This is a genomic window from Winslowiella sp. 2C04 (assembly GCF_050037805.1).
Classification (GTDB): domain Bacteria; phylum Pseudomonadota; class Gammaproteobacteria; order Enterobacterales; family Enterobacteriaceae; genus Erwinia; species Erwinia toletana_A.
This window is the reverse complement of sequence record NZ_CP188300.1, coordinates 4,490,251-4,515,153: the sequence shown is the minus strand read 5'-3', so window position 1 is coordinate 4,515,153 and position 24,903 is coordinate 4,490,251. Positions and strand designations below refer to the sequence as shown.

Below are 24,903 nucleotides of genomic sequence, written 5' to 3'. Positions count from 1 at the left end.
AATATCAAGCAGGTTACTAACGCGATGACAGCGCATCACTCTTCTTCGACAGCAAGCGATAAACCGGCCATCCCTCCGGCTCCGTCGATACGGCTGCTGTTTTCGGCATTGCTGCTGGTCATGCTGTTGGCAGCACTGGACCAGACGATTGTATCCACCGCGCTGCCGACCATTGTTGGCGAACTCGGCGGGCTGGAAAAGTTATCGTGGGTGGTGACGGCCTATTTACTCTCATCGACCATCGCGGTGCCGCTGTATGGCAAATTTGGCGATCTGTTTGGCCGTAAGCGGGTGCTACAAATCGCGATTATGATATTCCTGCTTGGCTCGGTACTCTGCGGGCTGGCGCAAAATATGACTCAGCTGATTCTGATGCGCGCATTGCAGGGGTTAGGCGGCGGTGGATTAATGGTGGTAACGATGGCGGCGATTGCCGATGTGGTGCCGCCCGCCGACCGTGGTCGTTATCAGGGCTTATTCGGTGGCGTGTTTGGGCTGGCAACGGTGGTCGGGCCGCTGATCGGCGGCTTTCTGGTGCAACATTTCTCCTGGCACTGGATTTTCTTTATTAATTTACCGCTCGGCCTGGTTGCGCTGCTGGTGATTGGTGCGGTATTTCAGCCGCAGGCGACTAAAATTAAGCATGAGATTGACTACCTGGGGGCGCTCTATCTGGCCGGTGCGCTGACCTGCATCATTCTGTTTACCACCGAGGGGGGGTCGGTAATGCCCTGGGATTCGGGCCAGCTCTGGTGCATTCTGGCTTTCGGACTGGTCTGCCTCGGCGGTTTTATTTACGAAGAGCGGCTGGCGGCGGAACCGATTATCCCATTGCATCTTTTTCGTCAGCGCACCTTTTTACTCGGCTGCCTGATAAGCTTAATTATTGGTATGGCGCTGCTGGGCTCGGTGACTTTTTTGCCGCTTTATTTGCAGGTAGTCAAAGGTTCGACTCCTTCAGAAGCCGGCATACAGCTGCTGCCGCTAATGGGCGGGTTGTTAATGACCTCGGTGATTAGCGGAAGGATTATTAGTAAAACCGGTAAATACCGGCTGTTCCCGATTGCCGGCACCTTACTGGCACTGGTCGCGATGCTGCTGTTGGGCACGCTGAAAAATACCGACGCCATGTCGAGGCTGTATCTGTATATCGCGCTACTGGGCTGTGGTTTAGGCATGGTGATGCAGGTATTGGTGCTGGCGGCGCAAAACAGCGTTGAGCCGAAAGAGATTGGCGTGGCGACCTCAAGTACTTCGCTGTTTCGTTCCATCGGTGGTTCGATTGGTGTAGCCGCATTTGGCGCGGTGTTTACCCATTCACTGCAAACGCGTTTAATGGCGCTGATACCAGAGGGAACCGCCTTACCACAGGCGATGGGAGCAGAAGCGATTCGTCAGTTGCCTGATGGCATACAAGCTGATTATCTTGCGGCATTCGGCGGCGCGATCCATAACGTTTATCTGATTGCGGGTTGTGTGATGGCGGTGGCTTTTTTGCTGTCGCTGTTTATTAAAGATCAGCCGCTGCGCGCGCACTGATAGCGGAATGGCAGGGTTGGCGAGCGGTGCAAAACCGCTCGCCAGATAATCAGAAATCCGCTTTCAGCACGACACGGTAATTGGCTTTACCGGCACGGACATGATCCAGTGCATCATTGATTTTCGACATTGGGAAAAACTCGACCTGCGGCGCGATATCGCGACGTGAAGCCAGTTTCAGCAGCGAACGCAGCTGGCCTGGTGAGCCGGTTGAAGAACCCGTTACCGCTTTATCGCCCATAATCAAATCAAACGCCTGAACCTGGAACGGCTTCATCACGGCACCGACGGTATGGAATTTACCTTTTGGTGCCAGCGCATCAAAGTAAGGTTTCCAGTCGAGATCCACTGCCACGGTGCTGAGAATCAGATCAAAGCGGCCAGCCTGCTTCTTCAGTTCTTCTGCATCGCGGCTGTTGACGACTTCATCGGCACCCATATCAAGAATCGACTGCTTTTTGCTGGCAGTGGAGCTGAATGCCACCACTTCTGCGCCAAGGGCACGCAGCAGCTTAATTGCAATATGGCCAAGGCCGCCAATGCCGATTACGCCAACCCGGCTGGTGGCCGTGATATTGCTCATCAGCAGCGGTTTAAACACCGTAATGCCACCGCACAGCAGTGGGCCTGCGCTGGCTGCATCCAGTTTTTCCGGTAATGGAATCACCCACTGCCAGTCGGCACGCAGCTTCTCAGCAAAACCACCGTGATTAAGGATGGTCGGGGTGGTGCCCTGCTGGCAGTTAACCTGCTCGCCATTAATACAGGCATCACAGTGCTGACAGCTTTTCGCCGTCCAGCCGATACCAACACGTTGTCCAATGGATAAGCCTTTATTTTTGGCGGCTTCACCCAGTGCGGACACGCGACCAATCACTTCATGGCCGGCAATGGTCGGATAGCTGGAAATGCCCCATTCATTATCAATCATCGACAGGTCAGAGTGGCAAACGCCGCAGTATTCGACCTCAACCTCAACTTCCTCTGCACTCAGCGCGCCCGCATCGTACTCGTACAATTCCAGAGCCTTACCGGCTTCCATAGCTGCGTAGCTTTTGATTTTCACACTTCACCTCAGATTCAGTTTTTGGTTCAGATAACAGTGTAGCGGCTTGGGCCGGGCAATGAGTGTCCGCAATGGCTGTTTTCGCCAGGGCGGCGCAGAATTTTAGATGAAATATTTATTTTATTGACATAAAAAACCGATATGTTCATTTTATTACGATGCCACGAGGATTAACTGAAAGCGTAGCGAGGATAAAAAATGGCGAGTTACACGTTATCGGTCTGTGCGGAAATGGTCTTTTTGAAGTTACCGTTTATCGAGCGGGTGAAGCGTATCGACAGGCTGGGATTTGGTGTGGAGATCTGGAACTGGGCCAATAAAGATATTGATGCGCTGGTGGCGACCGGTGCGCGCTTCACCTCCATGACCGGCTATTTGTCCGGTAATCTGACTGACGACCGGCAGATTGCCGCGTTACTGAACAGTGCTGAACAATCGCTGGCGGTGGCGCAGCGGCTCAATTGCCCCGGACTCAATTTGCACGGCACCGGCCTTGATGAAAAAGGATTACCGGTTGAGCCGGTCGAAGTGGTGAGTGGCGCGATGTGGTTAAAGGCGCGTCAGACCCTGAGCCAGCTGGCCGCGATGGGAGAGAAAGCCGGAAAAGTTTTTACGCTGGAAAACCTTAATACTGCGGTTGACCATCCCGGCACGCCATTTGCCAAAGCCAGTGATACCCTGGCGCTGGTTGAAGCGGTGAACAGTCCGGCCCTGAAAATGAATCTCGACCTTTATCATGCGCAGATTGGTGAAGGCAACCTGATCGCGTTGCTGAAGCGCAGTGCGCCAGCAGTTGGTGAGATTCAGGTCGCGGATGTGCCGGGCCGTTATCAGCCGGGAACCGGTGAAATTAACTATCGTGCCATTGCCCGCGTGCTGAATGAGATCGATTACCGTGGCGTGGTGGCGCTGGAAGGCTGGGCGCTGGGTGACGACGTGGAAGCGTTGGAACAGTTCCGCGACTGCTTTAGTGGCTAATCGATGCGCCCCGCCGCAGCGGGGCGGCAGTATTAGCGAAACTCCACCCAGCTGGCGTTATTATCTGCCGAGCGTACGCAGTTCTCTACCCAGCGTACGCCCATCAGTCCGGCATAAACATCGGGATACCAGAAATCTTCCAGCAGTGCCCGATCGTCGCGATCGGTGGCGTCCATCGCAATGGCAAAACGGCGGTAGAGATTCGACCAGGCTTCAAACAGACCTTCCGGGTGCCCGCCGCCAATGCGATCCTCCTCCAGCGCCCGCGGTGTGAGATACCCCATACCGCGTTCGAGAATGCGAACCGGCTCCCCCTGAACTTCGTAGCGCAACTGGTTCGGCTGTTCATCCCACCATTCAATACTGGCTTTTGAGCCAATTACCCGTACTTTCTGGCCGTGCATCGAACCGCAGTTAACTGCCGAGCACCACATCGAGCCGACGGCACCGTTGTCATACTCCATTAATACATACGCATTATCTTCCAGCGGCGCGCGTGTTTTCACAAAGCTCTGGCGACAGCACATCAGGCGCTTAATCGATAACTCGGGCACCATGGTTTCGGCAATAAACAGCGGATGGGTCGCCAGATCGCCCAGTACATAGCTCGGCCCGACATAGCGGGGATCGACACGCCATTGCGTGCTGGGATTCTCCCGTTCTACCGCCTGGTTGTGAAAGCCGTGCGAGAACGACATATTGATAATCCGAATATCACCGAGCAGTCCTTCGGCGATCATCGCGCGCGCCTGCTGAATCAACTGATGCCCGGCATAGCCGTAAGTGACGCCAACGATCTTATGGTTGCTGCGACAGAGATCCGCCAGGATCTGCGCCTGTTCGCTGGTAAAGCACAGCGGCTTTTCACACACTACGTGCAGTCCGGCCTCCAGCGCGGCACGGCAAATATCAAAATGGGTGTTGTTTGGCGTGGCGATCGACACCGCTTCAATACCGTCTGCGCGGGCGGCCTCAGCTGCAAACATCGCCTGGTAGCTGGCGTAACAACGGTGCGGGTCAACGCCCAGCGCAGTGCCAAACGCTTTGCCACGTTCGGCATCAATATCAAACGCACCGGCTATCAGGGCAAAAGTGCCGTCGCGCTGTGCAGAGGAGCGATGGATATAGCCAATCTGGCTGGTGCCGCCGCCGCCAACCATGCCCCAGCGTAGCGAGCGGTCGAGAGGTTTTAAACCGTTAATCATTCTATTTCCCCTGTCAGAAGCCGACGGAATGCAGATAGTTCAGGCTGGCAGTGACATCGCGCAGGCTGCTCCCGACGTTACGAGGATCGCGCTCCTGTTCGATGGTGATCCAGCCCTGGTAATCGCGTTCGGCAAGGAAAGCGCGTATCGCCGGATAATCAATCGCACCCTGGCCCAGTGGGCACATCACGCCCTCTGCACAAGCGCTGAAGAAGTCCAGCTCGCGTTTCAGGCCCGATGCAAATATCTGCGGGTTAACATCTTTAAAGTGCAGATAGTCGATGCGTGAGAAGTATTTTTCCAGCCAGATCAAAGGATCCATACCGGCGTAGTACAGGTGCCCGGTATCGAGGCACAGCCCGGCGACAGAGTGCGGAATATCCGCCACCAGTTTTTCCAGTTCATCGGCAAATTCGATATTGCCACCGGCATGAGGATGAATTACCGGGCGCACGCCGTACTGCCGGGCGATATCGCTGAGCGTGATGATGTGCTGCATCATGCGTTGCCAGTCAGCCGCGCTCAGACGTGGCGCTTTATCATACTGGCCAGCCAGCCTGGCGCGATTGGCATCACCAAAATCGATAATCACCAGATACGGCGCTGGCGCGTTATCTCCGTGAGTTTTCTCAGCAGTCGGCACTTCGGACAGGATTCGACAGATGTTATGCGTCAGCGCGATCATATTGTCGACATTGGCTTCGCTGACCAGGTCATCAAAGAGGGTGCCTGCAACCAGCGATAAACCGTGTTGATTCAGCGCCGTGGTGAGCTGTTGGCTGTCGGTTGGCAAATAGCGCCACGGACCTAATTCAATACTGCGATAACCTGCCTGTGCTGCCTCCTGCATAACTTTTTCCCACGGCGGTAAAAAAGGATTATTAGGGTCATCGACTCCCCAACTGCACGGGGCATTAGCAATATGTAGGGTCATAGTTATTTCCGTTACTGACAGGGTTAAAGGATCCGGAGATAGCGATCGATCGCCGATCGCTGTCGATCGTTAGCGAGAGTATTAAATAGATATTCCAAAACCATCAATGATGGAATCTTTGTTTTTTGATAGCGATCAAACTATTTATGATAGTTTTAAATGATAGAAATCTATCATTCAGAAGCGCAGTCAAGGTGAATGTGATGCGGAATACGGGCGGTGAAAGGTGCTACAGCAAGCGGTAAATGCCCGAGGCTGTAGCAGCAGAACTAGCAGTTTTCGGCGGTAAGCAGTTCGAAAGGGCAGGTGTGATTGATAAAACCGCTGTTGTTATCCAGCACTGCTTGTCTGAACGCATCGATCACCGTGCTGGAGAGCTCGGCCAGCCGATGGCCGATAATCAGGTCAACCGTACCATTGATAAGCGCCAGATCGCTGTCAGCAAAAGGTCCGTGAGAAATCAGCGTCAACGTTTCCCGCCTGCCATGCTCTGCGGTTGCGCGAATCACCCCTTCAACACCACCACAGGGCGCATAGATGACCGATAAATCGGGATGCTGTTGTAACAGTTGCATTGCAGCCTGATAGCCACCGGCAATACTTTCATGGCTTTTAACCGGTTCGAGAATCTGGTGGCCAGCCATGCGCTCGCGCAAATAGGAACGGAAGCTGATTTCACAGGTTTCCTGACAGAGAAACTGATGGTCGCCGATGATAATGCCAATTTTACCGTTTTTGCGCTGAAGCCTCTCCACCGCCCAGGCGGCAGTTCGGCCCGCCTTGCGATTATCCAGCCCGATATAGCCCGTGTGGCCACAGGGTGAAAGGTCGGATAACAGCGCAAAGACTTTGACTCCCCGGCGAGTTACTTCCTCAACCGCATGGCGGATCAGCGGATTATCCAGCGCGACCAGCCCAATAACATTGACTCGGGTCGCCAGTTCGCGGATGCGTGCAGCGGTCGCTTCAATGGCATCGATGGCATGAAAATGAAATTCTGGCCGATCATCGTCCTGGTGCCAGGGCGCGGCTTGCTGCCTCAGCTGCTGAGAAAATGGATAATAGAAAGAGTAATCTTCTGGCAGCAGGATAAACCCCATTTTAATGCTGGTGCCAGTTCTGAAAGCATGGGATGTATCAGGCAGGCCTTGTGGAAAGCGATAGCCTAAGAGAGTGGCTGCGGCCATCACTTTTGCTTCAGTTTCCTGACGTACCGGCGCACGGCGGTTTAGCACCCGATCCACGGTAGCCACACCCACGCCCGCCTGTTGCGCAATATCCTTTATTGTTGGATTTCTCATCTTTCATCAACTTTGCTGTCCACCTGACAGAAATTTATCACGTAACAGAATGTATAGCCTGAAAAAAACGGCAGTACGGCTGGTTAATCTGCCTGAGAGAGTGGCAACGTGCCGAGTTTTTTCGCCTTTACGCTAAAAAAGTCACGATAAGATGATCTGGCGCAAAGAATGTCAGCGAGAGCGGATCGGTGAATGTTAATAACTCCAGGTTTATTTTATAAATATTTTAATAACCGGCAAAGTTCTTAACAATTATTGTTAATTTTCTTCACCAAAAAACATTAGCAGCATTAATATTGATGAATAATTAAGAAATGATATTTCCAAATGTGAATAATATTACCGAATTATCCCAAGAATTTTCTTAAGAAAGCGTAAATATTCCCGGAACTCAGCCGATCCCCTTCCTAAACGTGAGTTAAACCGCAGTTTGGCCTCAGCACAAAAATTGTGTGATTGGCGGTTTTTAAGTGAATTATTTTGTGTGTGGCGGATTTATATGGCTTTGTGACTATATATGCATTTAACTTATGATTAATCGGAAATGATTTCGGGGGTTGACGATATTTGTTCCGGCTCCGTATAATTTTCACACACGAACCGGATGGTTCATTGTATTTCATCAGTGATTGGCCTTTTTTGTCTTTTAATGCCAGGGGTTCTACTTTTATAAGGAAGGCTATGGGTGAACAAAGCGAGAGAGAAAGTTTTGTGGCTCTGGCCTGCAAATAAATTATTTGAATCTTCGATAAAGTTTTTGATCAGCGAGTCCAGTTTAGTCACCAACAATAACTTTATTATTGTTGTGGATTTTAACGTAGGTAACACGCGGGAAATTGTAATTAACGAAAAAGGATTGTTCAGCAAAGATCTGTCCAGGGATTGTATTGTCTTTCTGGCAGACGAGCATACGTTGCCGATTGCTAATTACTACGAGCGCAAGTACGGGCACGTTTTTAAAAGCACCACGGTAATGCTGAACAGTCATGTTGATACTATTCGCGATGAGATTATAAATGCCGTCGAACCTGCGAGTCCTGTTTCGTATGGCTGTCGGGAAAATCTCGAGTCGTTAAATAACGAAGAGTATTTCCTGTTGCGGGAATTACTCAGAGGGCGGGATATCACCTCCATTGCCAATATTATCAAGATGAATCGGAAGTCACTCTATAGCAGAAGGAATGCATTACTGACGAAACTGAAAGTGCCGAGTATTTTTGCATTAATTTAACCCTCAATACCATTAGTGTTCTTTTAATATTTACCTGGGAATTTATAAAATGAAAAAAATTGCTCTGATAGCTGCTTTATCTGCCGGTTTGTACAGCGTTAATACTTTAGCTGACGTTACCGCAACTGCTACTGCAACCTGGACAGCAACCGCCACTAAAGATACTACCAGTACTCTGGTAGTCACTCCGCTTGATTCAATCACCTTCCAGTATGCCGAAGGCATGCAGCGCTTTAATACTCAAAATGGTGCGTTCGATGTCACTATTCAGGGACAGAGTGGAGCTACCGATTTTAAACTGGCCGCACAGGTACTTAGCAATACGCTTACCGGCAGCGGTGCATCCACTCTTGATGTTGGCGTAGCGTGGAACGGCACTGCGCTGTCTTCCACCGCAGCCACCGATCTGGTTAACCACGGTAACAACCTGACCAGTGGGCTGGCGAGTCTGATTAGTAACAATGCTTATGCCAGTGCAGATCGTACCAGCGCACAGGGTAATTTCACTTTTAGCATTGATTCTGCCACTTCAGATGGCAGCACGACGACCACCTTTGCTCAGCTGAATGACGGTTTCTGGAGTGGTGACGTTAAAGTTCAGTTTACCGCGACCTGGACGGTAGATGAGAGCTCAAGCAGTGAGTCTTCTTCAGTACAAGTTGGTGCCTAAAGTTTAAATAACTAAGCCAATTATTAGTCAGTTGGGGCTTTTAAAGCCCCATTTTTAAAGTCAGAGAAAATGCATAAAATTACGGTCGGACTTTTATTTTCTTCGCTGATGCTGATGCTTCCCGCGGTTAACGCCATTGATGTGGGTGAGATTACCTCTATTATGCATCCCGGTGAGCATATTCATGCTAAAGAAATTACCAATACTAATAATACCGCACGTTATATTCAGTTAAACGTGGTGCGTATTTCCTCTCCTTTGCCCGGCGGTGTTGAGATCCCGATGGAGTCAAAAGGGGAGTTATTATCTACACCGGCCAGTCTGGTGTTGCCAGGTCAGGCAAAAGATGTTTTTCGTTTAATCTATAAAGGGCCTGAAGATAATAAGGAACGTTACTATCGTCTGCAGTGGCTTGATGAACCACTGGCTGATAATAGCCGCAACACTGCCAGTAAATACGGTGTGGCGACAACTTCAGCTGAAATCGGCACTATTCTGGTCGTGGCGCCACGCAAAGAGAATTTCAAATACAGCTTTAAGAATGGTTCGGTCACCAATGAAGGTAATACGTCATTTCGGATTATTGCGCATGGTGAGTGTCTGAAAAAGATGGAAGACCAGGACAGCTGCAGAGAGCGATATTATGTAATGCCTGGTATGTCGAAAAAACTGAACTATGTAAATCTCAGTTCGGCGAAAAGCCATGTGGGTATCTGGCGCGGAAAAACTTTTATCAGTATTAAATAATAATTAAAGGTTTAATTATGCGTGCCTCTAAAATGAGTGCTGCGGCCTGGCTTATGGCGGCGGCAATCAGTCCGGCGATGGCCAAAGAACAGACTTTTAATACCCTGGGTGATTATATTATTCCTAAGGCTTTTTCCCGTGCGCTCTCTCAGGGCATGAAAGTCCCGGTCTATTTAAAGTTTGTTGATAGCCAGGATGCACCAGGCCAGCAAAAAATTGCTGATGCTATTGTGTCTGTCGATAAACAAGGCCTTTTTGTGAAAGAGATCGAACTTGTTGAACTGAAAGACAATACCGAACTTGCCATCGAAACGAAAAATATCGTCAAAGCAATGAAAGATACCCATTTCGATGCGGATAATAAAATCGCTTTTTCGTCAGACGCGGTATTAAACCTCGACATTAAATCATTTCAACTGGTTCTGGATGTTTCACAAAAAGCCCTTACGGCAGTGATGAAGCCGAGAAGCTCGCTGCTGGGTGAGGCAGATGTCACCGGATTGAGTTCGGTTCTGACCTATGCCATTGGTAGCTATTACAACCAGTACCGCGCGACATCCAGTTCCAGAACTTATGTGACGCTGGATAACACCACGTCCAAAGGTGAGCATCATTTTAATCTGAATGGTTCGCTATACGGTGGCGGCTCGTCCGATCTGTCCGGCAAATGGTATCGGGCGATGTACGAACGCGATTACGCAGGCAGGCGCTTTGCTGCCGGGATGGTCGATACCTGGAATCTGCAATCGATCACCAGCCTCGATACGCTTAACTCCGGAAAAATTTACGGCGCCAGCTATGGCAATAAAGCCAGCACCAAAATTGAGAACAATACGTTGTCGTTGACGCCGATTACGGTGTTCTTACCGGCGGCAGGTGAAGTCCATGTACTGCGTGATGGCAAGCTGCTGAGTATTCAAAACTTCTCAATGGGAAGTTATGAGATCGATACTTCACGTCTGCCGTACGGCGTTTATCCGGTTGTGCTGGAAGTGGTGGTAAATGGCCGTATGGTGAGCAGTCGTAGTGCAATGATCAATAAGGCTTTTTCTCGTTCTTCTGCCGAAATGAATCAACTGGCCTGGCAATTTTTTGGCGGCAGTCTGCAATACAATAAAATCGACTACCGGCGGAATTACTCGCGCGATTATGGCCAGCAGACAACCTGGCTGGCGGGTGTTGCAGGGGCGATAAACTTTCCGCTGCTGTCGGGGCTGGCGATGAAGTCGAGCCTGTACGGTTTTGACCAGAATGGCGTCAGTGAAACCGAAGCGAATCTTGCCATCAGTGAGCAGGTGAGCCTGAACAGCCGCGTAATGGTGTCAAATAATCGTTCGTGGCGTAACGTCAGTACGGTTAACCTGCAAATCCCGGCCGGTTATGGCTCGCTGTGGATCAGTCGTGATAAGAGCAGTATTCAGCAGGGATTGCCGGTTGAAGAGACGGATTATCTGGCAGCAGGGGCAACGCTGAATCTCAATCAACTGGTCAACCGTGCCGGCTTAATCACTCTCAGCCGCACCAATAATCGCCACACTGGCAATGAATACACCACTTTTGATTATTCCACTAATCTGGCGTCTACCCGCTACGGCACCATTGGTTTACGCGCCGGTGTGCAGCGTTATAACTATACCAATAATGCCAATAGCGACCTGACGGAGAAATATATTTCGCTGGATTTCTCTCTGCCGCTCGGCAAATGGCTGAGTGCGGGCATCTCCAGTGAAAATGGCAGTAAAAGCGCTAATCTGACCGCCAGAAAACAATTTAATGACGGACTGATTCGCTCGGTGGGCGCATCGGTATCTAAACGTCTTGATGGCGGTAACTCTCATGCTGATAACTATGCCATTAGTGGCTTTACCAACTATATCTCGCCGTATAACTCCGGCACGGTGTCGGTAAATCGCTCCTCAGACGCCTCGACTAACGTCAACTTCTCTTCAATGGGATCGGTTGCCTGGAGTGGTGGTGGTGTGGGCTTTAGCCATGAGAAGCAGCGCGCCGGCGTGATGATCAAGACTGGCTTAAAAGATGACGGCGATCTGGCGGCGAAAATCAATGGCAAAACCGTCAGGGTGTCGGGTAAGGGCAGCTATATCTCGCTACCGCCTTATGCGCGTTATCACATTGAGTTTATGAACGATAAAAACTCAGAGGACAGCTTTGACATTGTCGATGGTCGTCAGAGTAGCGTGACACTTTATCCCGGCAATGTCGGGGTTATTCAGCCGACCATTAAGAAAATGGTGACGGTTTTTGGCCGGGTTAAATACCCGTCCGGTGCCATTGCCGCCAACCAGGATATCCACAACCACATTGGCCGCACCCGCACCAATGAGGAAGGGGAGTTCTCGATGGATATTGATACCCACTACCCGGTGCTGACGCTGACTGACAGCAGCGGAGCGCGTTGTGAAGCCGATCTGCAACTGGATAAGGCCAAAGGGGCGATATGGGTTGGTGATGTTAATTGTGTTCCACAGCAAGTTACGGCGAGTCGTTAATCTGATGAAAAAAATTACGCTGATTGTCTCTTTTATCGCAGCATGTTGGGCGCAGCAGGTGACGGCCGCGACGGCCACTTCAGCCAGCGCCGTGACCAACAATTTTCTGTTTATTGAAAATGATATTGATAATGAATATTTCATTACGCCGAGGACGACCGATCCACGTTTTAGCGGTGCTAACGTTTGGGTGAAGTATAATTCCAACCAACGTAGTTTGGGCTATATCGGTACCAGCTGGGCTGATTCAAACCAGTACAAAGATATATGGTTTAACGATTCGCCAATCCAAACGCCGTTTAGGGGTCTACGCTGCATGAATAACGGCTCAACCTGCCCGTCTGGCAGTAACATCCCGGCTGATGTTACTGATGCCAATGGCATCTATCATGCCCTGAGCGGTAACAGCGTTAACAACGGATCCTATGCTTTCGCAACATTGTCCTCCTCTGCCTATGAGTATTTTAAAGCGATGAGCGTAGGTGGCAGCGAGACTCTGGTACTGAATTATTGCACCACCGCCGTTAACTATGATTACGCTGCGGGGGTACGCTGCAAGGATGTGGCTAACGCCACCTGGCGCTATCGCAATTTTATCCTGAATAAACTGGGCCATTTGACGCTGGTCAGCACAAATGCGCTGGCGGAGCTGTTTATTGCCAGCGACGGCACGCCAAGTATCAACAGTGGTTCAAATTATTGCAGTGTTGCGGTGGTGAACAATGTCAGCGGCGTAACCTGCCAGATGGTTTCCTATAGTCTTAGGCAGTCGGCGGCACTTGGCACTGGTGTAACCTTCAGGATGCAAATTGACAACAGCGTACTGGGTTTTACCCCAACGGCGGCTATGGTCAGATACAGCGGTAACGGTACCAACTGGTATAACTTCAGTCAGTCTACTGCTTACAGCAATGTATTCACCACTTCGGGTGAATATGTCTACATATTTATGTCGAATAACTTTCTGCGAGCGATTGTTAATGCCGGTACCAACATCAGTACCTCTACGCAACCTTTCACATTCTCCTTCAGTAACTCAGCGGTTCCTGAGTCCGGCTTCTATGAGTTCACTCCCTCCAGTGCGATAGTGATCACGCCAAAAGAGTATGGCATCAGCATTGTTGCCAGCGACGGCGAAATCTCACCAAGCGGAACCGGCACTATTGGCGGCGACGATATTGAGCTTGATTATCGGGTGACGGTTTCCGGACCGCAGCAGGCCGATGCGATCACTGCGCAGGTGACGGGAAGTAGCGTCATCCTCGACAGCATTCCATATTGTCTGTTCACTTCCGCTGACAACAGCGTGTCCGTGCCGGTTCCTGCCCGCCTCTCTTATACTTCGGCCAGCGGAACCCGGGTAAGAAAAAGTAACAGTTGCAGTGAAGAACCGATCAGTCTGAATGACGCGCAGTGGACGGAAACCGCATGGGATGCGTCCAAAGACGATGGTTACTACTACAGTACCGATCTAAAGCTGCTATTCCCGATGAGTGTGAATCGCTCGTTTAAAACCGTTAGCGGCGATGACTGGGAAGGCACGGTTTCAGCATCCGGCGAGATCAAAGTCACCGCTACCTGGATAGGCGTAACGGCGAATTAAGATGATCAAGAAATTACTGTTATTGCTGCAATTTATCTCTGGGATCAGCGCATCGTCCGTTAGTCAGGCCGCCTGGTTTGATTCGATTATTTACGATATGGATGCCGATCAGAACTTTATTGCGCGGCGGGTACTGAATAATACCGGTTCGTCAAAGCTGTATAACGTTTCGGCGGTAAGGATCGATAAGCCGGGCGTGGGCGGCGAGAATGCCTCGCCGCTGCAACAGGGAGAGCTGCTTTACGCGCCGCTGAAGTTTTTTCTTGAGAAAAATCAGAGCGAGTTTTTCAAGATTTACTACAAAGGCCCGCAGGACGATCGGGAGCGTTATTACCGCATCAGCTATTCCGAAACCCCGCTCAACCTGGTGCATAAACCTGATGCGAAGCAGGCATTTCTGCCACAGCCGGTTATCAGCATGAGCACAATCCTGATAGTCAGGCCGCGCAAAATAAATTTGTCCTGGCATCTTGATGAGCAGAAAGGCGTGCTGATGAATAACGGCAATACCTATTTTACCGTGCTGATCCATAAAGGCTGTGAAGCCAACGACAACAGTGCCACCCGCATCAATTTATTGCCGGGTGAGCATTTCAGCAGCCATAAACTGAAAGACATTAACAAGAAGTTCATTGTCGGGCTGAAAAAGTATATGCGTCTTGGCAAGGGGTGTTTCTGATGAAGTTTTTTTGCGGACGTCATGATGAAAGAGGATGAGGTGCTGACGCCTTTTTTCCAGCCCATTATCGATTACTCAGCCAGAAAGATTGTCGCTTTTGAAGTGCTGGCGCGCTGGCGGCGCGCAGGAAAATGGTGCAGCCCGGCGGCAGATTTTAATCTGCATAATGATGTGGATCGCGAAATGCTGCATTTCGCTGAAATGATGCATAAAGTCAAAATGATGGTGCGGGCGCATGCCGACTTCTTTGCTGTCGTTGACTACCTGAGTTTCAACATCAATATTAATAATGCCGATCAGCGAGTGATTTCCTGCTGCCAGGATTTTCTATCTTGCGGCTATCAGGGCCGGATCATGATTGAGCTGAATGAAGCGCAGGACATTGCCGCAGATCGCGCCATTTCTCAGCTGCTGGAAAAACTTAACGGTATGGGCGTGATGCTGGCGCTGGATGATTTTGGCAACGGCTATTTATCGTTTATCACCTTACTGAGATTTAATTTCAGCGTGATCAAGCTTGATAAGTCACTGATATTAAATGCGCAGCAGGCACGGCCAAAAGCGGTTATCCAGCATCTCACTGATTTGGCACATGAACTGGGCATGCAGGTAGTGGCTGAAGGGGTGGAAACGCTGGCGGTGGCCGAAGAGCTGAGGCGGATTAATCTTTCGCTCATGCAGGGATTCTGTTTTGGCAAACCGCTTAGTTTTGCCGAGGTGCTGAGCGCTTTTGGCAGCCGTATGACCCGGCATTAAAGTGAAAAATATCCCCTCAGTGGCCTGAGGGGATAGAACGATTACTCGTTTACTCGTTAATATTTGGATGCTGGTTAATCAGATGCTTACGCTTCTGCTCCAGCTGTTCAATCTCATCGTTGATATCTTCGATTTTCTGTTCGATGTTATCGTGATGTTCCTGCAAAATTTCTTTCGCTTCAGCCAGGTCGGATGCGGCCGGAGTCGCGCCACGCAGTGGCTTATTGGCCGTCTCTTTCATCATGATACCGGTAATCAAACCGACAACTGCCACTACCATCAGGTAGTAAGCCGGCATATACAGATCGCCGGTGCTTTCGACTAACCAGGCGGCCAGTGTTGGCGTAAGACCAGCGATTAATACCGAGATGTTAAAGGCACTGGCCAGCGCACTGTAGCGAATATGCGTCGGGAACATCGCTGGCAGAGTGGAAGCCATTACCCCGGTAAACGAGTTAAGAATCACTGCCAGAATCAACAGACCAGCGAAGATCAGGCCAAGCACGCCACTGTTAATCATCATAAAGCACGGAACCGCGAACGCCATCAGTGCGATACTGCCGATAATCACAAACGGACGACGACCAAAGCGGTCACTCAACAGGCCCATTACCGGCTGCACAAACAGCATGCCGATCATGATGGCGATAATAATTAATACGCCATGATCTTCCGAGTAGTGCAGGTTGTGTGACAGGTAGCTTGGCATGTAAGTCAGCAGCATGTAGTAGGTCACGTTGGTGGCAATCACCAGACCGATACAGGCCAGCAAACTTCTCCAGTGCTTGGTTGCGATCTCTTTGAAGGAGACTTTCGGACCTTCACGCAGGCCGTCACGATCGCCCTGTTCCAGTTTCTCAACGTGCTGCTGGAATGCTGGCGTCTCTTCCAGCGCATGGCGCAGGTAAAGGCCAATAATACCGAGCGGCAGTGCGAGGAAGAACGGAATACGCCAGCCCCAGTCAAGGAACTTCTCTTCGCCAATAATCGCGGAAATCAGTACCACCACGCCGGCACCGAGGACGAAACCGGCAATCGAACCGAAGTCCAGCCAGCTGCCCATAAAGCCACGCTTACGGTCAGGAGAGTATTCCGCAACAAAGATAGACGCGCCGGTGTACTCGCCACCTACCGAGAAGCCCTGTGCCATTTTTGCCAGCAGCAGCAGCACTGGCGCCCAGATGCCGATGCTGGCATAGGAGGGTATCAGGCCGATGGCAAAGGTACTGATCGACATGATGATGATGGTAATTGAGAGGATTTTCTGGCGGCCGTATTTATCACCGAGTGCGCCAAAGAACAGGCCGCCCAGTGGACGGATTAAAAACGGTACTGAGAAGGTTGCCAGCGCTGCAATCATCTGTACGCCAGGATCGGCACCAGGGAAGAAGACCTTACCGAGTGCATAGGCAACGAAGCCGTAAACCCCGAAATCGAACCACTCCATAGCGTTACCGAGTGACGCTGCGGTGATTGCCTTACGTAATCTTGCATCATCAATGATGGTGACATCATTCAGCGCAATTGGCTTTACACGCTTCCTACGTAGCTTCATATAAAATGCCCTGTATTTACCCAAAAATGAAAATTTTCACTGACCGGTATGCACTGACTGAACAGGCCGTCCAGGGCCAGGATAAATTCTTATAATGGCCATTTGGTAGCCATGCCAAAGAAGTACCGGGAAAAACTATTTCCTGAGGAAATCGGTACTCTCCGGATTACAGTATATCGTCTGAATAGCGCTATATGTAATTTTCGGTCAGTTTATCTGTGGCGAATCTGAGCGAATTGTCAGTTAATGTTGTGATTAATAGCGTAATCATGCGCTTTGGCAGCAGGGTGATGGGATAAGAAAATTCTTGCGCAGAATAATCGTTTGCTGGTTTTTTAGGCGGAATTTATCGGTTTACAGTGGATTTACGCGCAGCCTCAGCCCTGAATGACCTCATGAGTTCACTCAGGGCTAATCGTTGCCGAACGCACTAATTGGCGTGAAAAACGGTGGTTAACGGCAATGTGCCTTCATTCGCCAGCCAGTGGATCAACGCCTCGCTGCTCATCGGCCTGGCATACAGATAGCCCTGAATAAATACCACGCCATGATTCTTCAGATACTCCAGCTGCATCGGCGTTTCAACCCCTTCACCCAACACCTGCAATTCCAGCTTATGGCTGAGGTTAATGATGGCGTCCAGCACCGGCGTTTCGCCGTCAACTGATTCGATAGCGTTAATAAAACCGCGATCGATTTTCAGGTAATCGAGTTCGAAGGTTTGCAGATAAGAGAGCGAGCAGTTGCCGGTGCCAAAATCATCGATGGCAATTTCAATCCCTTCTCGTCGCAACAGCGCCAGCTTTTCAGCCACCTGCTTACCTTCACTGATCAGGCTACGTTCGGTCAGTTCAAGGATGATAACCAGCGGTTTATCCGCCACTTTGGCTGCAAACTGACGAATATCGTTGACGAAACACGGGTGCTGTAAATGCTCGGCAGCGACGTTAATACCCAGATGGAAGCCGGGTTGCACTTCCCATTGACTGACGTCTTTCGCAATCAATTGCAACAGATGCTGGGTCAACGGGATAATCATGCCTTCGGCTTCGGCGGCGGCGATAAACACATCCGGACGTACCCACTCACCGTCAGGCCATTGCCAGCGCATTAGCGCCTCTGCACCCGCATAAGAGGCAGTAGTGGTGTTATAAACCGGCTGATAATTGACTGTAAACTCTTCGTTAGCGATGCCGCGCCGTATTTCATCACGGTACGACAGCCTGCGCTTCAGCCAGTTACTGGCCAGCGCCACAAATAACAGTGACAGAATCGCTGCCATCGGCAGAAACGTCAGGAATACCTGACGCCAGGCTTTAATCGCTTCTGAGGGCGGGGACGTCACGCTGATGGTGATTGGGTAGCGATCCGAGTTAACGCGATACTTATTGCTGTTGAAGAACAGGTTGCTGTCGGTGTCAATGTGGCCGCTTTCAATGCGATAGCCATGATTAAACTGCATGGTAATCTGATAGCTGCGAGATAAGCTCAGCGCATGCATAAAATCGAGTAAATACTGGCCGTCGATCAGCGCGTAAGCGCCGTATCCGCTGGGTTGCTGACGTAAAAAAAGTACTGCCGGGCGCTGTGGCGCGCCCGCAGTGCCGGCGAGCGACTGAACCCAGGTATCGGGGTGTGGGGACGGTAACGACCTGTGGGTCATACCCTGTAAGGTGCCCGGATACTGACCGTAGGCTGAAGAGCACAACACCTGATTATTGTGGATCAATCCGACAGCGCGAAAATAGGCGGTAATCGAGCCAATACGCTGAATGTCTTTGCCAATCGTGCCACAGGCGCGAGGATCGTATTGTTCAAGCTGCCCTATCATATCCCAGGCATGATCGCTGATATTTTCCGCATGGTTTAACACCATGTCAGCAGTGTTCTCCAGCTGACGCTGTTCGATGCGCTGTGCAACAATAAAGGTAAAAAACACGCCCAAAATCAGTGGCAACAGACCCGCCGCGAACAGCACAAGCCAGCCGCGTTCGCGTTTCTTTTGCATGGATGGCACCACTATTTTCCCCTTATTCACTGATCGGATGTAGTGCAAGGCACGGTGTTTAAACAAAGGTATTCACTGGAGTATATTGCTAAACTGCCGGAAATCGATAATGTCGATTAACAGATAAGCAATCTTACCTGACTTGCATCGGTTAGCGGGAAAAGGCAATGAAACTCAGCAATATTGCATTTGGTACCACGGCATGGTCGGCGGTGGCGGCAACGGAACATCAGGGTGAAAAGGGCGTTGCAACCTGGAGAACACAGCAATTCGGCGATGTTCGCGTCAGAATGGTGGAATACAGCCCTGGCTATCTCGCCGACCACTGGTGTTCCAAGGGGCATATCCTGCTGTGCCTTTCGGGTGAACTTCACACCGAGCTGGCAGACGGGCGGGTATTTTCTTTGCAGGCGGGTATGAGTTATCAGGTCGCGGATAATGCTGAAGCCCACCGCTCCTGGAGCGACAGTGGCGCAACGCTGTTTATCGTTGATTGATGGGTGGCAACACAGTATACAACCTGCTGCCCCACACTGACCTTCCCCCTATTTAAGGGAAAGGTCAGTGGGAAAGATTAATGTTGGAAAAAACTCTGCTTCAGTGCCAGCTCGACGCCGCGTAGCTCTGCCAGCCCTTTCAGCCGACCGATGGCGGAATAGCCCGGATTGGTTTTTTTATGCAGATCGTCAAGCATCTGATGACCATGATCTGGCCGCATAGGAATGGCGCGCGTCTTGCCCTGTTTACCGCGCTGGTGCTCTTCTGCCAGGATGGCTTTTATCACCGCGACCATATCAACATCGCCACCGAGGTGTGCCGCTTCGTGGAAGCTTTTGGGATTCTCTTCGCGCAGAGTGGCACGCAAATGCGCGAAGTGAATGCGGTCAGCAAAGGTTTCCACCATGTTCACCAGGTCATTTTCCGCCAGTACGCCATATGAGCCGGTGCAGAAGGTAAAACCGTTGTGAATACTATCGACGGTCTGTTTTAACCACTGCATATCTTCAATATTCGAAACGATGCGCGGCAGGCCGAGAATCGGGCGCGGCGGATCGTCCGGATGCACTGCCAGCACAATGCCGGACGCCTCGGCCACCGGTACGATGGCGCGCAGAAATTCGGCCATATGTTCACGTAACCGGCCTTTGTCGATGCCATCATACTGCGACAGCTGCGCCTGGAACTGCTCCAGCGTATAACCTTCTTCAGCGCCCGGCAGGCCGGCGATAATATTGCGCGTCAGCTTTTCGATCTGCTCGGCGCTCATCGCCGCGAAGTAATCAGCTGCCTGCTGCTGCTCCTCGGCGGAGTAATCCTGCTGCGCGCCAGGCCGTTGCAGGATATGCAGTTCAAAGGCAGCAAAGGCAATAAAATCAAAGCGCAGCGCTCTTGAGCCATCTGCCAGCGGATATTCGAGGTCGGTGCGCGTCCAGTCGAGCACCGGCATAAAGTTGTAGCAAACGGTATCGATGCCACAGGCACCGAGATTGCGCAGCGACTGCTGATAGTTAGCGATATATTTTTTAAAGTCGCCGCGTTGGGTTTTAATCGATTCATGCACCGGAATGCTTTCCACCACCGACCAGACCAGCCCTTTTTCCGCCAGCAACGCCTGCCGTGCTTTAATTTCCTCCACCGGCCATACGTCACCGTTGGCAATATGATGCAGAGCGGTAACGATGCCAGTGGCTCCCGCCTGACGGGCATCATCCAGCGAAACCGGATCTTTCGGGCCATACCAGCGCCATGTGTGTTCCATTGCTTCTCTCCACGCAGGGACGAGCTCATCGCCCGTCTGAGGATTGTGGCCCAGTGGTCAGGCCGCTGGACCAAGAATAACGTTAATCTTGTCGGTTATGCCGTGATGGCGATCCCAGCCCGGCAGATATTCAGCAAGATAAACGCTGTGATAAGCTGCATGGCATCAAAGCGCTATACAGAGAGCGGTATGGAATTACCTACACTTAAAGTCGAGCGACTGTATCGGCAGATTTCTAATCTATTGATTAACTGTATTCGTCAGGGGCAATTTTCTCCCGGTGCGATGCTGCCGGCCGAACGTGAGCTGGCTAAACAGCTGGGCGTCAGCCGCTCATCGATTCGTGAAGCCCTGATTGCGCTGGAAATTACCGGCTGGGTTGAGATTCGCACCGGTAACGGGGTGTTTATTGCCAGTCCGCTACCGACGGCGGTTCCTGCACGCGCGGAAGATGAATTCAGCCTGCAGGATTTAATTAAAGCGCGTCAGTCTTTTGAGGCGATGACCGCCGAGCTGGCAGCCCGCAATGGCAGCGATCATCAGCGTGCTGAACTGCGGGAGCTGACGCAGGATTTGATTCAGCACCAGCTTAACGATGAGGCGTTTTTGCGTGACGATAAACGATTTCATCTGCTGATCAGTGAGATGAGCGGCAACGATGTGCTGCGCGATATGATGGAATATCTGTGGGACAAACGTAACAGCTCACGCTTTATGCGGCTGGAAACCCATTATGCGGAAGGCGATTTTGCGGCAGAGATGAATCGCGACCATCAGCAAATTGCCCAGGCAATTATTGGGCGCGATGCGCCACGTGCGCGTAGCTGTATGGAGCAGCATTTGCAGCACGTTTACGATCGGCTGTTTAGTGCTGGCTAGCCTGGTTTTTTCATCGGTCGCCCGTCGCTGAGCAGAATAGCCAGCTTGCTGCCGCCCGGTGTCGTCTCCATCAGAATCTTACAGACGCTGGTCAGCGGCACCGACAGCAGCATACCCACCGGGCCGAGCAGCCAGCCCCAGAAAATCAACGACAGAAAAACCACCAGCGTCGACATGCCAAGACCGCGCCCCATCACTCGCGGTTCGAGAATATTACCAAATACCATATGAATAGCGGTAAACAGCGCTCCGACCAGCGCCGCATCGTAGACGCTGTTCAATACCAGCGCCTGAATCAGCGGCGGGATACCGGCAATAATCGGCCCGATATTGGGAATAAAGTTGAGTACAAACGCCACCACGCCCCACAGCAGCGCAAATTTTACCCCTAACAGCAGCAGCGTCAGCCAGACGGCGACGCCGGTTATCAGGCTAATCAGCGTTTTCAGTGCCAGATAGTGAGTGACGCCTTTTAACGCTTTATGCATCCCTGCAATACGAATCTGCGGATTTACCAGCGCATTGCGCAGTTTGTAGGGCAGATGGCGCACCTCAAACAGCATAAATACCACCGTCAGAATCAGTAGTACAAAATTGGTCATCGCGCCGGAGAACTGCGTCAGTACCATAGTGGCGACATTCATCAACGAGTTAGGATCGAGCCGTGCAGCCAGCGATTCTGCTGAAATATTGATATGCACCGTGGCGGCAAGGTGCTGTACCACACCGAGTTTTTGTTCCAGCGTGGCGCGAATTTCTGGGTAGAGATTACTGAACTCATTAACCGAGCTGGCCAGCATCGCCACTAATAGCGTAATCACTACTAAAATGGCGACGATCACCAGCGAGATGGCGATACTGCGGCGAATACCGCGCTTCATCAGGATGGTTACCAAAGGATTCAGTACGATGGCAAGAAAACTGGCCAGCAGAAACGGCACGATGATTTCGGCTGCCGCGCGTATACCGGCGAGGATGATTACCAGCATCGCCATTTTCAGCAGCATGTTCTGGCCTATTTTTTCCTGCAGCGGTGCGTTCATTAAGGCTCCTGAGAAGAGATCAGCACTGCAAGTGTAGTCGCTGCACGGTTAACTTTATGATTTTAGGAGTAATGGAAATCGCCAAGACAGTAAGGCGTGAACAGTAAGCAAACAATTGTCACTCGAGGATTGCTGAAAAAAGCGTATAGTTATTTTTCCGCACTACGCCAATATCAGATCGCGAGCCATAAATTTCATGTCAGAGCCACCTGCTACGGAAGTTGTCCAGAGCGGATTACGCTTAAATCTGCGCATTATCTCCACCGTCATTTTCAACTTTGCCAGCTATCTGACCATCGGCCTGCCGCTGGCGGTGCTGCCCGGCTATGTCCACGACGTTATGGGCTATAGCGCTTTCTGGGCCGGCCTGGTGATTAGCCTGCAATACCTTTCGACGTTACTGAGCCGCCCGCATGCCGGACGTTATGCCGATCTTTGGGGGCCGAAGAAAGTGGTGATTGTCGGTCTGTGCGGCTGTTTTATCAGTGGCGTCTGTTATGCGTTGGCAGCGCTCAGCGCGGCAATACCGTTGCTGAGCCTGGGGTTATTGTGCGCCGGACGACTGATTCTTGGCGTTGGACAAAGTTTTGCCGGTACTGGCTCGACGCTGTGGGGTGTCGGCATGGTCGGTTCGCTGCACATTGGACGGGTGATTTCATGGAACGGTATTTTCACCTACGGCGCGATGGCGATTGGCGCACCGCTGGGGGTGCTGATTTACCGGCTTGGCGGCTTGCTGCTGTTGTCGGCCATCATCATGGCAATTATCGTAATTGCCGTGGTGCTGGCACTGCCGCGTCCGGCTGTTAAAGGCAGCAAAGGTAAGCCGATGCCGTTTCGCGCGGTACTTGGCAAGATTTACGGTTACGGCCTGATTCTGGCGATGGCGTCCGCCGGTTTCGGTGTAATCGCCACCTTTATCACTCTGTTTTATCAGGATAAAGGTTGGGAGGGGGCGGCATTCGCACTGACGATGTTCAGTGTGGCTTTTGTCGGTACCCGGCTACTGTTTCCCAATAGCATCAACCGCTACGGTGGATTACAGGTCGCCATCTGTTGCTTTACGGTTGAAGCCATTGGCTTGTTTCTGGTCTCGGCCTCATCGCTGCCGTGGATGGCGCTTCTTGGCGCACTGCTTACCGGTGCCGGCTTCTCGCTGGTGTTCCCGGCAATTGGCGTCGTGGCGGTAAAAGTGGTGCCGCCACAAAATCAGGGTAGTGCGCTGGCAACCTATACCGCGTTTATGGATTTATCACTGGGAATAACCGGCCCGGTTGCCGGATTTATCATGACCTATGCCGGGGTTCCGATGATTTATCTGTTAAGTGGGCTACTGGTGTGTGTGGCGCTGGTGGTGACATTGCGGATGCGGCTGAAAGCTGAGCCGCAGGGGAGCTGAAACGCCCCCCTGGGGATTGATTAGCGGTCAGCCCTGCATCAGTGCAATACTCTGGCGGATTTCACGTTCGATATCCGCTTCGCTCCAGCTTTCCAGTTCACTTGAGAAGGGCTCAAAGGCGTAAATTCCTTGATAACCGAGCCTTTCCAGCCGCTGAACCTGCTCTACACTTTTCAGCAGATCGCCTTCACTCAGCATAATACGCTGTTCATCAGTCAGCTCTTCAGTGGCACGGGCGTCCTCAACGCCAGAAAGATGTACCAGCCCGATGCGGTTGATATCGATTGCGCTGAATTCCTGCTCTGCATGTTCATACAGATGATGGTGGAAGGTATCGAGTACGATACTGAACGGCACCTGTGCATCACGGATCAGTGCCTGCGCCTGTACCGCCGAGCGCAGAGAGCTGACCGGGAAACCCAGAGGTTCCACCAGACCCTGAATAGCATACTTCTCAAACAGCGGAGCCAGCTTTTTCATTGCCGCTACGGTGTCTTCCGCCGGGATCGCGGTACCCTCATTAAGCGGGCACAATACCAGCGCTTTCGCGCCCACGCCCTGCGCATCTTTCAGTAATCCCTCGGCTTTGGCCAGCAGCGCATCATCTGCCTGATTAAACGGATAGACCGCGTTAATGGTGACAATTTCCAACCCGTATTGTTTTGCCAGCGCCTTCACTTCAGCATGGCTGAGATTGTCCGTTACCTTGCCGCCAGGCATATCGTTGCGTAATTCAACTTTATTCAGGCCCAGCCTGTGCACCAGTTTAAAAAAGCTGTTGATGGACAGCGTGGGCGCAATTTTGCGGTTGATACAAAAACGGGTTGGATCGATGGCCATGTTGTCACTCCTGCGGACAGAAAAAGGGGATAAAGCATCTGCTGCATAAGAGAACATTTATTTCACTATAAGTTAATTGTGAAATTTAAATTTTTAGATCGGCTTCGCATAAAATCGCTAATCAGCACTGTCTCCGCAGGTTGTGAGGCCGGATAACAGACCAAAATCGGCAATAATTTAGCGCGATTGTTGTGGTGAACA

The 24,903-nt window shown here is 51.3% G+C and carries 21 protein-coding genes; 12 read left to right on the top strand and 9 right to left on the bottom strand.

Translation table 11 applies throughout. From position 1 onward, the window contains the following. Positions 1-24 precede the first annotated feature (24 nt). The gene (locus tag ACP3TC_RS20545) at positions 25-1,539 is read left to right on the top strand and encodes an MDR family MFS transporter (RefSeq protein ID WP_313855011.1); all 1,515 of its coding nucleotides are present in this window, start codon (positions 25-27) and stop codon (positions 1,537-1,539) included. A 49-nt stretch (positions 1,540-1,588) separates the two neighbouring features. Here the strand turns inward: ACP3TC_RS20545 and ahr are convergent, their stop codons facing one another. After that, a complete protein-coding gene (gene ahr, locus ACP3TC_RS20540) occupies positions 1,589-2,605 on the bottom strand; it encodes an NADPH-dependent aldehyde reductase Ahr (RefSeq protein ID WP_313855013.1) in 1,017 nt (338 codons plus the stop codon). Between the two features lie 198 nt (positions 2,606-2,803). Between ahr and ACP3TC_RS20535 the strand changes: the two genes are divergently transcribed. Continuing rightward, on the top strand, positions 2,804-3,583 hold the full coding sequence (locus ACP3TC_RS20535; RefSeq protein WP_426817143.1) for a TIM barrel protein: 780 nt from the start codon (positions 2,804-2,806) through the stop codon (positions 3,581-3,583). 32 nt (positions 3,584-3,615) lie between these two features. Here the strand turns inward: ACP3TC_RS20535 and ACP3TC_RS20530 are convergent, their stop codons facing one another. The 3 genes from ACP3TC_RS20530 to ACP3TC_RS20520 all read right to left on the bottom strand — a co-directional run bounded on the left by ACP3TC_RS20530 (position 3,616) and on the right by ACP3TC_RS20520 (position 7,023). Next, on the bottom strand, positions 3,616-4,788 hold the full coding sequence (locus ACP3TC_RS20530; RefSeq protein ID WP_313855017.1) for a Gfo/Idh/MocA family protein: 1,173 nt from the start codon (positions 4,786-4,788) through the stop codon (positions 3,616-3,618). Positions 4,789-4,801: 13 nt separating this feature from the next. Beyond that, the gene (locus tag ACP3TC_RS20525) at positions 4,802-5,722 is read right to left on the bottom strand and encodes a TIM barrel protein (RefSeq protein WP_426817142.1); all 921 of its coding nucleotides are present in this window, start codon (positions 5,720-5,722) and stop codon (positions 4,802-4,804) included. Between the two features lie 269 nt (positions 5,723-5,991). Further along, positions 5,992-7,023, bottom strand: a complete 1,032-nt coding sequence (locus ACP3TC_RS20520; RefSeq protein ID WP_426817141.1) for a LacI family DNA-binding transcriptional regulator — start codon at positions 7,021-7,023, stop codon at positions 5,992-5,994. A gap of 685 nt (positions 7,024-7,708) precedes the next feature. Here ACP3TC_RS20520 and ACP3TC_RS20515 point away from each other — a divergent pair. The 7 genes from ACP3TC_RS20515 to ACP3TC_RS20485 all read left to right on the top strand — a co-directional run bounded on the left by ACP3TC_RS20515 (position 7,709) and on the right by ACP3TC_RS20485 (position 15,219). Continuing rightward, a complete protein-coding gene (locus ACP3TC_RS20515) occupies positions 7,709-8,254 on the top strand; it encodes a hypothetical protein (RefSeq protein ID WP_313855023.1) in 546 nt (181 codons plus the stop codon). Between the two features lie 49 nt (positions 8,255-8,303). Beyond that, a complete protein-coding gene (gene ecpA, locus ACP3TC_RS20510) occupies positions 8,304-8,924 on the top strand; it encodes a common pilus major fimbrillin subunit EcpA (RefSeq protein WP_426817140.1) in 621 nt (206 codons plus the stop codon). Between the two features lie 69 nt (positions 8,925-8,993). Continuing rightward, positions 8,994-9,671 (top strand): hypothetical protein, encoded by a 678-nt coding sequence (locus ACP3TC_RS20505; protein WP_390902488.1) that lies wholly within the window; start codon positions 8,994-8,996, stop codon positions 9,669-9,671. A gap of 17 nt (positions 9,672-9,688) precedes the next feature. Next, the gene (locus ACP3TC_RS20500) at positions 9,689-12,181 is read left to right on the top strand and encodes a TcfC E-set like domain-containing protein (RefSeq protein ID WP_313855027.1); all 2,493 of its coding nucleotides are present in this window, start codon (positions 9,689-9,691) and stop codon (positions 12,179-12,181) included. 4 nt (positions 12,182-12,185) lie between these two features. Further along, the gene (locus ACP3TC_RS20495) at positions 12,186-13,784 is read left to right on the top strand and encodes a fimbrial protein (RefSeq protein WP_390902560.1); all 1,599 of its coding nucleotides are present in this window, start codon (positions 12,186-12,188) and stop codon (positions 13,782-13,784) included. 1 nt (position 13,785) lies between these two features. Continuing rightward, positions 13,786-14,463: a molecular chaperone gene (locus ACP3TC_RS20490; RefSeq protein ID WP_313855030.1), complete on the top strand. Its 678-nt coding sequence runs from the start codon at positions 13,786-13,788 to the stop codon at positions 14,461-14,463. 21 nt (positions 14,464-14,484) lie between these two features. After that, a complete protein-coding gene (locus ACP3TC_RS20485; RefSeq protein ID WP_426817139.1) occupies positions 14,485-15,219 on the top strand; it encodes an EAL domain-containing protein in 735 nt (244 codons plus the stop codon). Positions 15,220-15,268: 49 nt separating this feature from the next. Here the strand turns inward: ACP3TC_RS20485 and proP are convergent, their stop codons facing one another. Both proP and ACP3TC_RS20475 read right to left on the bottom strand, forming a co-directional pair. Further along, positions 15,269-16,774: a glycine betaine/L-proline transporter ProP gene (gene proP / locus ACP3TC_RS20480; RefSeq protein ID WP_313855033.1), complete on the bottom strand. Its 1,506-nt coding sequence runs from the start codon at positions 16,772-16,774 to the stop codon at positions 15,269-15,271. 430 nt (positions 16,775-17,204) lie between these two features. Beyond that, positions 17,205-18,782, bottom strand: coding sequence for an EAL domain-containing protein (locus ACP3TC_RS20475; protein WP_426817138.1), 1,578 nt, complete (start codon positions 18,780-18,782; stop codon positions 17,205-17,207). A 167-nt stretch (positions 18,783-18,949) separates the two neighbouring features. Here ACP3TC_RS20475 and ACP3TC_RS20470 point away from each other — a divergent pair, with 167 nt between their 5' ends. Continuing rightward, on the top strand, positions 18,950-19,279 hold the full coding sequence (locus tag ACP3TC_RS20470; RefSeq protein WP_313855037.1) for a DHCW motif cupin fold protein: 330 nt from the start codon (positions 18,950-18,952) through the stop codon (positions 19,277-19,279). A gap of 77 nt (positions 19,280-19,356) precedes the next feature. Here the strand turns inward: ACP3TC_RS20470 and uxuA are convergent, their stop codons facing one another. Beyond that, positions 19,357-20,541, bottom strand: coding sequence for a mannonate dehydratase (gene uxuA / locus ACP3TC_RS20465; RefSeq protein ID WP_313855038.1), 1,185 nt, complete (start codon positions 20,539-20,541; stop codon positions 19,357-19,359). A 189-nt stretch (positions 20,542-20,730) separates the two neighbouring features. Between uxuA and ACP3TC_RS20460 the strand changes: the two genes are divergently transcribed. Beyond that, the gene (locus tag ACP3TC_RS20460; protein WP_426817137.1) at positions 20,731-21,420 is read left to right on the top strand and encodes a FadR/GntR family transcriptional regulator; all 690 of its coding nucleotides are present in this window, start codon (positions 20,731-20,733) and stop codon (positions 21,418-21,420) included. Here ACP3TC_RS20460 and ACP3TC_RS20455 read toward each other — a convergent pair. Then, positions 21,417-22,463 carry an AI-2E family transporter gene (locus ACP3TC_RS20455; RefSeq protein ID WP_313855041.1) on the bottom strand — a complete coding sequence of 349 codons (1,047 nt, stop codon included), beginning with the start codon at positions 22,461-22,463 and terminating at the stop codon, positions 21,417-21,419. The genes ACP3TC_RS20460 and ACP3TC_RS20455 overlap by 4 nt on opposite strands. 196 nt (positions 22,464-22,659) lie before the next feature. Between ACP3TC_RS20455 and ACP3TC_RS20450 the strand changes: the two genes are divergently transcribed. Then, positions 22,660-23,862, top strand: a complete 1,203-nt coding sequence (locus tag ACP3TC_RS20450) for an MFS transporter (RefSeq protein WP_313855043.1) — start codon at positions 22,660-22,662, stop codon at positions 23,860-23,862. Between the two features lie 27 nt (positions 23,863-23,889). Here ACP3TC_RS20450 and ACP3TC_RS20445 read toward each other — a convergent pair whose 3' ends face one another. After that, positions 23,890-24,702 (bottom strand): TIM barrel protein, encoded by an 813-nt coding sequence (locus ACP3TC_RS20445; protein ID WP_313855044.1) that lies wholly within the window; start codon positions 24,700-24,702, stop codon positions 23,890-23,892. Positions 24,703-24,903: the final 201 nt, after the last annotated feature.